The organism is Desulfoprunum sp., from assembly GCF_053613775.1.
Genome location: NZ_JBSHXH010000004.1, coordinates 1,538,152 through 1,551,844 on the forward strand (window position 1 = coordinate 1,538,152; position 13,693 = coordinate 1,551,844).

The 13,693-nt window shown below is 50.6% G+C and carries 8 protein-coding genes; 1 reads left to right on the forward strand and 7 read right to left on the reverse strand.

What is annotated here, in order from left to right; translation table 11 throughout:
- The first annotated feature begins 125 nt into the window (after nt 1-125).
- Nucleotides 126-1,376, forward strand: coding sequence for an IS701 family transposase (locus ACWGKN_RS10965; protein ID WP_452095196.1), 1,251 nt, complete (start codon nt 126-128; stop codon nt 1,374-1,376).
- On the opposite strand, the gene ACWGKN_RS10970 is transcribed toward ACWGKN_RS10965, so the two are convergent.
- The 7 genes from ACWGKN_RS10970 to tnpC form a co-directional block, all read right to left on the reverse strand.
- On the reverse strand, nt 1,346-1,666 hold the full coding sequence (locus tag ACWGKN_RS10970; protein ID WP_452095197.1) for a hypothetical protein: 321 nt from the start codon (nt 1,664-1,666) through the stop codon (nt 1,346-1,348). The genes ACWGKN_RS10965 and ACWGKN_RS10970 overlap by 31 nt on opposite strands.
- A gap of 2 nt (nt 1,667-1,668) precedes the next feature.
- Nucleotides 1,669-4,578 carry a DUF1156 domain-containing protein gene (locus ACWGKN_RS10975; RefSeq protein WP_452095198.1) on the reverse strand — a complete coding sequence of 970 codons (2,910 nt, stop codon included), beginning with the start codon at nt 4,576-4,578 and terminating at the stop codon, nt 1,669-1,671.
- Nucleotides 4,544-5,176: a hypothetical protein gene (locus ACWGKN_RS10980; protein WP_452095199.1), complete on the reverse strand. Its 633-nt coding sequence runs from the start codon at nt 5,174-5,176 to the stop codon at nt 4,544-4,546. The genes ACWGKN_RS10975 and ACWGKN_RS10980 overlap by 35 nt, the downstream gene beginning before the upstream one ends.
- A gap of 149 nt (nt 5,177-5,325) precedes the next feature.
- Nucleotides 5,326-5,886, reverse strand: a complete 561-nt coding sequence (locus ACWGKN_RS10985; protein ID WP_452095200.1) for a retron system putative HNH endonuclease — start codon at nt 5,884-5,886, stop codon at nt 5,326-5,328.
- Nucleotides 5,883-7,304, reverse strand: coding sequence for an AAA family ATPase (locus ACWGKN_RS10990; RefSeq protein WP_452095201.1), 1,422 nt, complete (start codon nt 7,302-7,304; stop codon nt 5,883-5,885). Before ACWGKN_RS10990 ends, ACWGKN_RS10985 begins: the two co-directional genes overlap by 4 nt.
- Before the next feature lie 172 nt (nt 7,305-7,476).
- Entirely contained in the window at nt 7,477-10,989 is a 3,513-nt protein-coding gene (locus tag ACWGKN_RS10995) for a helicase-related protein (RefSeq protein ID WP_452095202.1), read from the reverse strand.
- Nucleotides 10,990-11,347: 358 nt separating this feature from the next.
- Nucleotides 11,348-12,787, reverse strand: a complete 1,440-nt coding sequence (gene tnpC, locus ACWGKN_RS11000; RefSeq protein ID WP_452095203.1) for an IS66 family transposase — start codon at nt 12,785-12,787, stop codon at nt 11,348-11,350.
- Nucleotides 12,788-13,693: the final 906 nt, after the last annotated feature.

Here is a 13,693-nt window from a genome sequence, read left to right on the forward strand (position 1 = left end):
GCCCTTCTGGTATGGTGAAATAAAAAAACCTACAAGGAGGTGGAGCCATGTTACCAGATATTCGACAATCGGACTATCTCTATCAAATACCTCAGTTTCAGTTGGATCGCGATGATATAGTAAATATGGCCTACGAACTCAAAGGGTTCCACGAGAACTTCGCAGAGTGTTTTCAGCGCAGCGAATCCCGTGACAATTTCTATCGGTACATGACCGGTCAATTCAGCCACCTCGAGCGCAAGTCAATCGAGCCGATTGCCATTGCTACGGAAGGCGGCAAAGTCCGAGCGATGCAACGTTTTGTTTCCGACGCGCCGTGGGATGATGCCAGGATCATAGATATCTATCGTAGTCTTGTTAACGACGACCCGGGGCATCCCGATGGAGCCATTATTTTCGACGAGAGCGGTTTCGTCAAAAAAGGCAACGACTCTATCGGCGTCGGCCGCCAATACTGCGGTACCATCGGCAAGGTCGACAATTGCCAGGTCGGCGTTTTCGCTGCCTATGCTTCGCGGCATGGCTACACTCTTATCGATAAACGGCTCTATGTTCCCGAGAAGTGGTTCTCCGATGCCTATCGTGCTAAACGGGACAAATGCAAACTACCGACCGACGTTCTCTTTCGCACCAAGCCACAGCTTGCTGTCGATATGCTCTCGGAGATCTCCGACCAAGGCATACTGCCGTTCCGTTATGTCCTTGCCGATTCCGTCTATGCCAACAGCAGCGAGTTCATAGACGCCATCGAGGCTCTGACCGGGGTCACATATCTCCTGCAAATACCGGAAGACACGTTATGCTGGCTCAAGCACCCGGTCGTAATTCGAAAGACCTATCAATACGGCGGGCAACAGCATACGAAAGAGCTGGTTTCCGACCAGGTCAAAGCATCGATTTCCGTTAAATCCTTTGCCGCGCGGATCAACGATTTCTTCTGGTACCGGCGAAAAGTCTCCGAGGGCACCAAGGGACCGATCGAGTATGAGTTCACCAAGCGACGGGTGACCCTCTCTCGGCATGGGATGCCGTGGAAAACAGTCTGGCTGTTAATTCGTAGGACGCTTGAGCCTGAACCGACGTATTCCTATTTTATTTCCAATGCACCGCTCAGTGTTCCTTTGGCCAAACTTGTATGGCTGAGCGGGCTGCGCTGGGCGATCGAGCAATGCTTCGAAGAAACCAAAACCGAACTTGGCATGGACCAGTATGAGGTGCGCAAATTTCCAGGCTGGCACCACCATATGCTGACATGCATGCTGAGTCATTACTTTCTCTGGCATCTCAAGATCCGGTTGGGAAAAAAAAGTACCAGTTATTACGCCATCGCAACTGAGGGTTTTACTCAAGGCAATATTGCCCTTGCGTGTGTTTGACATCGACATGGCAATTGCTCTGATACGATGGGTTCAGGTGCGGAACCACCGGTCTTACCTTTCGCATCGGAAAAAGCGGTTACGGATGTCGACGGAAAAATCATATGTGTCGTTGTAGGGTGAACAAGGGCAAAGAAATTGGGATCTGCTTTCTCCAGCAATTTCATTCTTCTCGGATCTATATGTTCAAAAAGACCCACATAAGCATAGAGATAGGCCCATACTGCCGTCATTTCTTGTATGAGAGCTTCAAGAAGCTCGGTTCTTTTATCCGGTATGTCCTCACCCATTTTCAAAATAATCTCCCCTGGGTAGGACTTGGCTGGCGTGCTTCTTGCGCTTTCTCTTCAATGCCGGACCAGGAAGTGATGAGTTCATTATAGGCACGGGCGTCTTCAGCCCACCCCTGGCGTTCGCAGAGGGTGTAAAGTCGGTAGGAGAGCTGACGGATAGCCTCGGTCTTGTTGGAAAGAACAGTGAGGAGCACCCCGGAAGCACTCTCGCCACCCTCTTTCAAGGCGCGGATCAACTGGTGCAGGGCCTCCCAGACCGGCAGACGGCTGTCGGTAGTCGGGTCCCAGTCGCTGGAATATTCGCTCCACTTGCGCAGCCGGACGATGCCTCCGCCGGATTCGATGACTCCGGCCTCACAAACCCCTGCGACAGAAGTTCCTTTGGCCCGTGACAGGATATCGGCATCGCCAAAGCTGCCCTCCTTCCAACCGTTCTGCTCGAACCAGTGCAGGCAGAACTGGGTGTCGGGATCGAAATCGTCTTCGGCGAGAAAACGATTGATCAGTTGCAGCGCCGTCTTGACGGACATGGGTGTGCCATCCGCTTCCAGTACGGCACTGTATTTGGAAAAAATCGCCATGCCCGGCCCGATGATGGCTTGTGAGAGATCCACCGGGGCCACGGGAGAATGATCGCCCTCCGCACCCCTTGTCATCTCATCCAGGGCCTCGGGGAGGATGGCATTTAACTCTCGCTGGAACTGGCGGCGGGAAATAGTTGGGGCATCGGCATGGCGTTTGTGACAGACGAGGACGATGGAGGAGGCGAGGGCGTTGGTGCCCATACTTACCATACGAAACTCCTGTTCACTGCGCAGTGGCCAGGTCCCAACAATTGAAAAACCGGCCAAGAGTACCGCCTCAAGAAAAGTTTCCCAGCCTGTTGAGGCTGTATTGCCGCTTTTGGTTTCTGCGGCTTTGAAGGCATAATAGATGGTGACCGGGAAGGCTGGGTGAGATTGTTCTGCCACCTTATGAATCGCATGGGTCATCCCATCGAGGAAAAAAGCCTCTGCTTTTTCTTTGCTGCCGTGACGATAAGGCGTTGCGACCAACTCCTCGGCCTTGGGTACAGCCAAAGTGGCAAAGAGCTCCGGATAAAGGTGTCGTAACGACCTACGCAGCCAAATATAGAAAAAATCCGACAAGTCCGCGTAACCAATATTGTCATAATAAGGCGGGTCGGTAGATACAACCTTATTGACAGAAGTTGTCTGAGTTTGAGCATCAAATTGGATGGAGAAACCTGCTTCGCTTGGAGACAGCTTCTTAATGCAAGAGGAGATATATTCTTTAACCTGACTAAAACCACCGACCGTATCTGCGAGTATATTGGCCTCGGGGTAGTCCCACGTCATGGCAATCGCCTGTTTGCCAAACAAGTTCATTACTTTTTGGTTTCCTGGCACCCACCTTGTAACCGAATTTGAAAAGTCAGCACAACGATTCACTGCAAACGCCAAATACACGCTCACCGCCTCAGCATAGGCAAGCGCACTGGTGCCGCCAGTATTCAGGCCTTTATTGTCATCAGTCAGGCCTGAGGCCAAAGCATCGTGGTGATTTTTTTCCCGCGCCTCGGCCACCAGATCACTGAAGGTGGTCAAGGCCATCAGTTGGCGTGGGGTGAAAAGATCGCCGTATGTCGTGAGGCCATAGATCGGCGGAGAGAACCACCGGGGATTTTCTGGCATGGCCAATTCCGGAATCCAGGTTAGATGTGTCTTGACAGCGATCTCTTCTATAACTGAGGTTGGATCAAGATAAACCCTGCCTCTCACGCCTTCGGCCACAACCGCCATTAGGCGTGTCCCCAGGCGTTTGGCTAACGCCTCGGCATAGATGTATTTCGGCTCAATCACTGTTCCGGAAACCAGACAAGAGAAGTTGGCTCCTCGCGCTAGTTTAGTTCCGCCTTTCGCCTCCTCCGCTGGGGCGCCGACCTTGATGGTGAAACGATAGCTGTCTCTTTCTACCACTGGCTGCACCCATGCCTCTTTCCCCTTCTTATTGGAAAGGATAAAAGTTGAAACCAGTGGCACATCGACATGTGAGAAGGCCGGGTTGGGGCTCTTCACTGTCCGTGCCCAGATCCAAGCAATGACGGTGAGTTTCTTGCCAACCAACTCTTGCAAATCGGGCCGCTCACTGGCCATCTCGCGGGTGACCTCAATCGGCGGATAAAGATGACCAATGCGCTTTTTCGCCTCTTCCCGCATCCATGCACCATAGCGACGCACATCCTCGGCCAGGCCTGTAGCTCCCGGCCAGGTCTTCTCGTAAAGACTCGCTTCAACCTTTTCACTTGGTGGCAATGGCCCCACCGGCGGTTGACCGGCAAACCTGGGCGGAATCTCAATCATCGCCTTGTTGATCAGCACTGCCACAGGGTTGAGGTCGGAAGCGTAGGCAACCAGGCCCAGACGCTGGGCCTCCAGCGGGATAGCGCCTCCACCGGCAAAAGGGTCATGAAAACCCGGCAGAATGTCCGGGTTGAATAGCTCAGCCGCTTGGGGATGATCCTGATTGAGTTTACAGACCTCCCACCAGGATTTTTTAATCTCTATACGTGCTTTTTCGAGCACCATCTCGTCAGTGGTGTTCTCCCATTGCACCAGATCTTCAATAATTTTGAATAAACGGTTCCGGCTGGCGGCCCATGAGGCTTTGAGGTTGCCCGGCGGTACCTGGCCCGGATGCTCCATCTCCCATTTCCATGAAGGGTCATTGACCATCTGGGAAAAAATCACCGCCCGCGCCGCTGCTAAGGGACGCCTAGCCCACCAAAGATGAATTCCGCGAGGATGAGCCCCAATACCAGGCATTTTTTCGTGAGCGCATGCCGTATTGATGATATCGAGCGGCAGAGCGACTTCAATAAGCTTCTTTGGACTTTTTACGCTTATCATTTTTCTTTTTGATATTCTCTTTGACCACCCGTTCAGCAATTTCAATTTCGCCAAACTCGGTGAATGTTTTCTCAATCATGCACAAGTTTTTGCATTCAGCCATCACAAACGGTTGCAAACAGGCAGCCCCAGATCCCGGCACCACCTTAATCAGTGCTTGGAAAAGTGGCAGGTAAAGTTGCCAGTAGGGGACGGATTGAACAAGTCTTCTGACCGGCGGCATTACACCGAGGGCAAGTATGTTCGATGACCAGGTTGGAACGATATCAAAATCTCTCAAAGCACCCTTGTTTTCAATGAGAAGGCAGTTTCCCAATGTGACTGTTTGAGCATCGAGATCAACTGTATCGAAGAATGTGTGCTCACAAGCATGTGCCCTCCATAGGACCGAAAGAAAAAAACGAGCAAGCCTGTTGTAATCATATTCCCCAAAATCCAAACCTTGGCTTGTAACAACTGAAGATTGAAGGAGAATCGTTGCAGCATAATTATCCCAAACGGCAAAGCGTTTTTCACAGTTCGGGCACACAAATGAACCATAGATTCCTGTTTGAGATCTCTGCTGTTGTTCTCCTTGATATGAAGACGCAATCTGCATAGGCCGGTCATCATGAGGAAGCAATTTATACATCCACTGCGGAATAACATGTGAGCATGGATGCAACGGCCCGATTGATCTGCAGAGTTTACAAGATATTGAAGCGGGCTTGATGTGCTTCCTGGAGACTTTGCCCGGCTTGGCCATCATCAGAGTCCTCGCAATGACCATCGGAAGGGTGATATTTTGAGAAAATCATCTACATCCTGTTTGCTGGACAAACAGCGCACAGTGTAGGCAAAACTTTTTCGTTGCCTGGCCAGAGCGGGAGTATTGAGACAGAGAATTTGAATGGTCTTCATGGCTCGCTCGGTGTCAGCCTGACTGAGTCCGGGGGTGGGGACAAGCTTTCCGTCCATTGCCATTAAATAAAAGAAGCGATTACAGTCAGGGCGAGGCTCCACAGGGAGCACTTGACTCTTTTTGTGATGGCCGCAATGGCGAGGACCATCACAGCTGTGGGCCAAGTTGTCATAGACAAAGGTGAGATGAGGATTAAGACCTTTCGATTTGATATGCTCTACATGACCCTCATTCTCGAGGAGTAGCATTTCGCAATAGATACAGAGACCTTCCTGCTCACGATTGAGTTGCCGACGAACAACGGGCCGAACCAATTCAAATGCCGGATCATCCCATGAACTTCCTGGATGAGCACTGCGGTAATCGCGCAGTTCAACCGGCTCGTGAAAGTGTTGTAGTTCAATCATTGATCACTGGCCTTTTTTTGATTCACCTTTCTGGTAAGGAAATCGAACAGGGCCTGATCTGCCTTGCTAAACTCATAGCCGGCAGCGTCGAGCCTTTTCTTGATGTCACGGGCCGCATCGGAATCAACCTGTCCAGCACGAGCCAGTTGCTCATAGGCATGAACATCCGACAGAATACCTGGAAGTTCAGGACGTGGATGAGTATCCATAATATAGGCCAATGCATCCCCTGATTCTTGCCCAAGAGGACTGATGGCTGGTTCTTCGGCCGTCCATTGCCCCTCTTCATCACAAGCCAAGATGCGAACATTCTCCTTGCGCAGAGTGGTCAACACCTGCGGACTGTGGGTGGTAACGATGAATTGAGTACAGGGGAAGGCGCGCATCAGATCGCCCAGTACCCGCTGTTGCCACGAGGGATGAAGATGGAGATCGATCTCATCCACCAACATGATAGCCGGAGCAAAAAGCGGCGGAGATTGCCAAATATTGGAATTATCAATGTCTCTTGAATAGATAATCTCCTTATTGGCCTCAATGATTGGCGCCATGTTGTTATGTTCGAGGTGGTCATTAGCCAGCGCCAGCCTGCGTGCAAAATCCATCGCCAAAGCCAACATGCTTTGGTAACCTTGGCTGAGTTGCGATATCTGGAGTACAGCCGGTCCTGTTCCCGACTCAATTACAAATTTATGCTGTCTATTAAAATGCGGATTTCTGTAAGTGCCTCCCAAGAGCGAGCTGATCGCATTCCGAACCGCTAATAGCGAAGAAAAATCCTCGTATTCTTCGGGGGTGCTTGTCTTGTTGGCCCGAGATTCTGCAGCATCCTCTTGATAAAACCAATTGACCAACTCTCTAAAATCGGTCAAGTCGTCAAGTGCTCCGTAAAGAGCCGCTGTAGGTTGAGTATAATCAACTTTTGATCCGCGTAATCTCTCTGGAATGACTATCCATCCCCTACGTGCGCCATAATAAGCAAAGACCGGCAACAGTTTTGGCTCTGAAGTTTTTAGACTGTCAAGCAGGCTGGATGCATAGGCAGCAAGACCACTCTGACCTATCTTGGTTTCAGGATGTTTCCCCTTAGTTGCAGCACGCCAGTTATCCCACCTAAGTCCGTTCGTGGTCTCTATTACGACTTGAGCATAATCACTCTTTGTTTCGCGTTTCTTCCCTTTGGCTACCGACATTGTCATAAGGCGAAAGTCAGTATCCTCAATACCAGGGCCGGAAAGTCGCTGGTTGGCTGACGACAGATAACGCAGCACAGGTGATAGGCCAATGGCAATACCATCAAGAATGGCAGTTTTACCGCCACCATTCTCCGCCACCAAGACTGTTAACTGTGGGTGAAGATCAATGTCTAGCTTCTCGAAACAACGGAAATTTTTCAGTGTGACTTTCTTGAGATGCATGATCCCCTCTACGTAAGTGCATTTTCATGACTTGGGTGCACATCCACATTTATCTGCCCAATATTATCGACTACTATCTATTTTGCAGGATAAACAAGCTATTAGCCTCACCGATGAGCATATCGTCGACCCAACGCCTCTGTAAAGCACAAGCCCCATAGGCATTTTTTTGTCAGTCTTTAGTAGATCTTCGCAACAATTCTCCCAAATCAAGATTGATGCTGCTCACCGCCCAATCGGGTTCTTGACTGAAAGGCTCCCGGATATAATACGGCCCCTCGGCCTTCTCTCCATCCACTATGACAATAGCCAAGATGAATTTATCTGCTTGATTCAAGGCATATAGTACTTCATTGCGGCTGACGGTAACAGTGGTTTGTCCTTTAGCCCGGCCTTTAACCTCGATGTGGCGGGCCAAAGGCTGCTTGCCGTTCACAGCAGGCGGATAAGAAGTAACATCCCATCCGCATTTCTGGGCCGAAACGTCAACCACTTGGCAGTTTTGCGCTTCTTCTGCTCGGCACACTGCGTCCATCGCTATCTTCTCGATACGGGCACGGGCAACAGGATCGGCAGCCAAGACCGCTTCAGTTGCGTCTTCCATTGACTCGCCGCGGAGGGTTTTCAAGAGACCTGCAGGGATGACCAGAGCTCCACTCAAAACCACCGGCGTGGCCGAAGTCACATGACGCATGGACTGGAGTTCTTTTTTTCGGCTTTCCAGGCGGGACTCAAGGTCGGTCAAGGTTCGACGGACATTTTCAAGATTCAGCCGGACATCTTTGCCTGCTGCCTGGTCTTCGCTGAGGCGGATATAACGGTCTGTCCAGAAATTGATTTCCGTGGTCAACCTTTCATGAACGGCATTTATGGTCTTATCCACATGGGCAATGCGGCGGCCGGCGACGTCATTGAAATGCTCCGGCACCAAGGTGGAAGCTGCCAGAGCCAATGCTCGGTGTTCAAGACCCGAGGACAGCCATGGTTGGGCCAGGGTATCGGTCAGGAGCGGAAAGTCGTCCGGCCGCAACGATTCAAGATCAAGATGAGGTGCCCAGCCCGCGAAACTGGCAGATCCGTCAGGGAAGACATGAACAAATTGCAGCCGCTTGGAAATGACCTGGCCGTCACCGGATTTAATTTCATGGGTTAAAAGAAAGAGAAGCGACGGTCTGTCGCCATCGTCAGCTGGATCCACCAAGATGGCACCCTGACGGAGCAAATTGGCATGTCGTTCCAGCACGACATCGGTTACAGCCAGCATAAGCGGGTGGCCAGGGTGAATCATGCTGGCAAAAACCATACCGGGCCGCTTAATCGGTCGCACCGCTTCTTTTGTGAAACAAACCCGTTCATAGCGACGTAAAACCGGAGCCAAATCACGACGGTTGCGGCCAGTGATAACACGGTCGCGCTCTCGTAATGCGGCAGGGACATGTGTGATTTCGTAACGTTCCAGCTCACGAGGGTAAATCGAGCCGTTCAAGGAAGCAAAGGCTTTCATGAAAAACGAACGGATGAAATACGGTTGCAATCTCCTGGCCTCGGCTTTTTCCATCTCCTCTTTGACGAGGAAGAGTCGCTCCGGCGTGATAGTCTCAGCAGCCAAGGCGTTACGTGCAAGGATATCCTTCAAATGCTCGTGATCGAGGGCATTTTCAATTTTGCGGCCAAGGCGGTCGCGGACCTCTTGCTGATCACCGTAGCGAATTGCTTGCATGAGTAAATCCTTGAGACTGGAATTCTCAAAGACTTCACCCAGGATGTCAAACACGCGACCGTTAAGAGCCTGGCTTTCAACTTCCAACTTCTTTAATAGCCGGTGGAAGACGTCGCCTTCTCGGGTTTCTTTGGCAACCAGGTTCCAGAGATGACAGACCTCAGCCTGCCCGATCCGGTGGATCCGGCCAAATCGCTGTTCGAGACGATTTGGATTCCATGGGAGGTCGTAGTTGACCATTAAATTTGCGTTTTGCAGGTTCACACCTTCCCCGGCGGCGTCGGTAGCGACCAAAACCCGGACATCAGGATCGGAACGGAACAGTGCTTGCGCCTTCCGACGGTCATCACGATGTGTACCGCCGTGAATCGTGATAATGGCTTCGTGGCCGCCCAAAACACCGGCAATCTTTTCATGCAGATAATTTAAGGTGTCACGGTGCTCACTGAAAATGATGATTTTACGTTGTCGGCCTCCAGCATCGTACATTTGCGGTTCATTCTGCAGGATACGGGAGAGTTCATCCCATTTACGGTCTTGGCCGGAGGCCACAAGTATTTTCGCCTGCTGTTCGAGGCCTTGGAGGATAACGATTTCTTGCTCCAGTTCGGCAATGGTTTGGGATGCCGTTGCCTTGTCGACCAGTGATTCTTCCAATAGTTCCTGCTCGTCCGCGTTTAAGTCGTCGTCATCCTCGGGTAGAGCATCAAGAGTCTCGGCCAGGATTCGTTGCCCACGGGCACCTACTTTTTCTTCGCGCAAACGGCGTTCAAGTCTTTCCCTGCGTCGTTTGAGAGATTGGAAGATAGCCTCAGGGCTAGAGGCGAGGCGTCGTTGTAGGGCGGTGAGCGCAAAGCCGATTGACCCTTTGCGTTGGCCATCCAGTTGGTCTGCTTTACCCATCTCAGTCTGCACGTAATGGGTAACCGCCTCGTAGAGCGCTGCTTCGAGGTCGGAGAGCTGATAATTCACTGTATAGGCACGACGCTCCGGAAACAGTGGCGTACCATCGAACTTCACCAGTTCTTCTTTCACCATCCGGCGCATGAGGTCCGATGTGTCCACCTTATGGACGCCATCTCGAAACTTGCCATAAAAACGGTCGGAGTCGAGCAACGACAGAAAGAGTTGGAAATCTTCCTCTTTGCCGTTATGCGGCGTGGCCGTCATGAGTAACAGGTGACGGGTCATCGCGCCAAGATTTTCGGCCAACCTGAAGCGACCAGTCTTTTCAAGTTTATTGCCATAAAAATGGGCTGCGAGTTTGTGGGCCTCGTCAAATATCACAAGGTCCCATCCAGCGGCGCAAAGCTTCTCCTGCAGGTCCTCACTGCGAGACATTTGGTCAAGTCTAACAATAAAATGATCGAGGTCTTCAAAAGGGTTACCGGATGGGGTGGCGGATTGGAGTTCCTTGGAGAAGACGCGAAATTCCAGACCGAACTTCTCAAACATCTCATCTCGCCACTGCTCGACCAAACCACCGGGAGCAACAATGACAATACGCCTGGCATCCGCCCTCATTATGAGCTCACGAACATAGAGACCAGCCATGATGGTCTTGCCTGCCCCAGGATCATCTGCCAAGATAAATCGCAAAGGTTGGCGGGGTAGCATGGATTCGTAGACCGCCGTTATCTGGTGCGGCAATGGGTCTACATTGGATGTGTGAACAGCCATCATCGGGTCAAAAAGAAATGCGAGATCGATACGTTTAGCCTCGACGGTGAGTTTGAAATCTTCGCCGTCGCCTTCAAATGACCATGGTCGCTCAACCGTAGCGGCGGAGATGTTTGTTTCATCGCCACGATTGAGTAACCTATCCTTAAGTGTACCATCAGCGGTCTTGTAGATGACTTGTACCGCACCTTCTCCGATAGGTATCACCGCAACAACGGTGCTAATGACCAAGGGTTCTAGGCCAACGAGGGATAGGCCCGGAGTGATTGATTCTAGAGTGATCATGCTGACTTTTTGATAGAAAGAAAATTCAGATATCTAATTATGACATAGCGGTTATTGGAAAAAGTAAGCGCTTTACCGGTTTCAAAGATAAATTTGAATTGTGATTGCAAGTTTACAACAATAGGCGCGATGAATAGAGTTCATAATAGTCTCCACGTTAAAAAAAATTAGACGGTATAAGATAGCGATTATTGTTTTGGGTATCAAGTCTACAAAATTCTTCAAATTCCATGTTCATTCCCACTATGCGGTTGTGTTCTAGATAAAAATCACGTTTCTCTCTGAGAGAAATAGCAATATTCAGTGGAATTTAATATGGATATCTGGTTTCTATATACTATAAAAAGAAATTTTGTATCTATTCAGCATCTAAATGAACATCCGAGGCAGCCATGAATGCCGGCCATTTACCCTCGAACAGCAGGCGCAATGCTTCAGTCGCAGTAACGCTCTGTTTTCTGCAGGTTGTCAAGTAACTGCGGATGCGACAAAATACCTTGGCGCCGTCCATCGATCGGAAGCAGCCCGACACCTTTTGTTGGACCTTGATCATGCGAAGATCATTCTCTGCCTGGTTGTTGGAAAAGGGGACGAGTGGGTCGACCATGAAGCGGAGCACGGCATCCTCAAATTTTCCGAGCCGCTCCAGGAGATTTCTCGCTTTTGATCTGGCAATTCTTCCCGGTTTCAGGTGGTATGCCTTTTTCTTCGGCTCAGGGCACTCGATTTCGGCTTCGGTCAACACTTCCCGGTATCGCTGCCGAAACAGCTCGGCGTCTGGCGGGTCGAGAGAACCACCGGCCTCATCCACCGCCCGGTTGATTTCCAGGAGGAGGTCACTCATCTGTTTGGCCCACTGCTGTCCATCCTGTTCGACGACCCTTTCCAGTTCCCGGAGATGATGGGCATTGCACAAGGCGTGGGCCGCACCATAGTTGAAGTAGGGCTTCCAGTGGTCATGGCAGAGTATGCCCTGGTAGCCGAAGAGGATGCCGATTTCATCAAGGGCTTCTCCGCCGCGTTTCTGATGCGGGTAAAAATAGCTGTAGCTGTCGGTCGAGGTGTTGTGAAGCCAATATCGGCTGCTGTTGACATTGACTCCGGTTTCATCAAGATGAACCACGGGGGCTTCGGCCAGCCGATTCTTGACCCGGGTATCGAACAATTCCAGCCGCTCGAAGGCATCCCTGTTGAAGTTGACGATGGAGCCGGCACTGATCGGGATCTGCAGCTGATCGGCGAATTGCTCCTCGATACGATTGTACGGAATCATCTGGTATTGTGACATGTAGACCGAGTTGATTTTGATTCCGATGCCATACTGAATCGGCCGCGTAACGCCTTCGGGGAAGGGTGCGACATGCTTCTTCCCGTTTTGATCGACAAGGATTTCCGCCTGCCATTCGGTGACAACGATGCTGATATCCAGATCGATAACCTGCCTGGCCTCATGGCCGCCACTCCTGTACTCCCCCGGCGGCAGGAGACTCCTGTCTATCGGGATGGGCTTGACGATATCGGGGTCGCTGAACTGTTGCAGGGTCTTGCCGACATGGCCATGCTGCCCGCCTGGTTTTCGTCCACCAGCGGTTTTCCGCTCTTTTTTCCGGAACGGATCCGACGCCGGCGGTTTGCTGCTGTTCCGACTGTTGAGTCCAAGACGGTTGACCAAGATGGAGATCAGTAAAAGCAAAACTTCAAGACTGCTCTTGAGTGCCGGGGAGAGATTTTTCTCCTCGGCGATCAAGGCCGTGACCCTTTTTACCGTATCATCCACATTGATATTGTCCACCGTCATGAAAAGCTCCCGTGTTAAGCGTTACCGTATTATAACACGGGTTTTTAAATCGAAATTTTTGTCTCCAGGATGCCCGTCACGGCATTTTCAAAAAATTTACACCCGGGGGTGCACACCATTGTCACAGTGCTGCAATAACAGTCCGCCTGGGTTGAATAAAGCAATAATCTGTGCGACATCGAAAACCGGTTGGATTTTGAAAAAATTCAACAAATAACCTGTCAAGAACTTTATTTGATTTGATTAAAATAATTTGTGCTGAATAGTTACGAAATTTTTTCCTTCAGCATATCCCAGCCAATAGGAAAAAATAGCAGTGTTACCTCGGTCAGTCACAGGTTGCTGTGATAAGTCTCGACCACCTTAGGGGCCGTTACGAAATAACCGTTACATTTTTCACCATTTCGTTACGGCCCCTTATGCCGGAAAGGTATTTCTGTGTAACGGTTATTGTTTGACGACGGCTTAGCCAGAGCGACCGCTCGGTTCAGTGTCGCCTCTACCGACATTCACCAACAGCGATCTTGAGGTAATCTTGGAAAAATCTGAAGCACCGGCCGTATTGGGTATGACGATGCTGACAGGACTTATCCTTGGCCGCAGCGATCAATTGTCCCAGGTAAGAGCCACATGGCCACCATGTAACCGCGCTAAGCTTCCACTACGGTCCTCCTAATCTCATGCGATTCCCCCCTCGACCATCCGATTGTGATCAAGTCAGCTGTAGGGGCCTTATTCCGGGTTTACTGGCTATTCATAGGCTACTGCTACTGCTACATTCGATACTCTTGCTACAGTTCGTCATTATTGAGGAGATTCAAGTGTAGCAACTGTAGTAGGAGTAGATGTAGCAACTGCTCGAAATTGAAAAAATGGAAATAAAACGATTGGTCGGTTTGCATTTTA

What these genes read in the sequence shown, in the direction of transcription:
- ACWGKN_RS10965 (WP_452095196.1), top strand. Translation starts at nt 126, where the DNA reads ATGGCCTACGAACTCAAAGGGTTCCACGAGAACTTCGCAGAGTGTTTT.
- ACWGKN_RS10980 (WP_452095199.1), bottom strand. Translation starts at nt 5,176, where the DNA reads ATGCAGATTGCGTCTTCATATCAAGGAGAACAACAGCAGAGATCTCAA.
- ACWGKN_RS10970 (WP_452095197.1), bottom strand. Translation starts at nt 1,666, where the DNA reads ATGGGTGAGGACATACCGGATAAAAGAACCGAGCTTCTTGAAGCTCTC.
- tnpC (WP_452095203.1), bottom strand. Translation starts at nt 12,787, where the DNA reads ATGACGGTGGACAATATCAATGTGGATGATACGGTAAAAAGGGTCACG.
- ACWGKN_RS10990 (WP_452095201.1), bottom strand. Translation starts at nt 7,304, where the DNA reads ATGCATCTCAAGAAAGTCACACTGAAAAATTTCCGTTGTTTCGAGAAG.
- ACWGKN_RS10985 (WP_452095200.1), bottom strand. Translation starts at nt 5,886, where the DNA reads ATGATTGAACTACAACACTTTCACGAGCCGGTTGAACTGCGCGATTAC.
- ACWGKN_RS10995 (WP_452095202.1), bottom strand. Translation starts at nt 10,989, where the DNA reads ATGATCACTCTAGAATCAATCACTCCGGGCCTATCCCTCGTTGGCCTA.
- ACWGKN_RS10975 (WP_452095198.1), bottom strand. Translation starts at nt 4,578, where the DNA reads ATGATAAGCGTAAAAAGTCCAAAGAAGCTTATTGAAGTCGCTCTGCCG.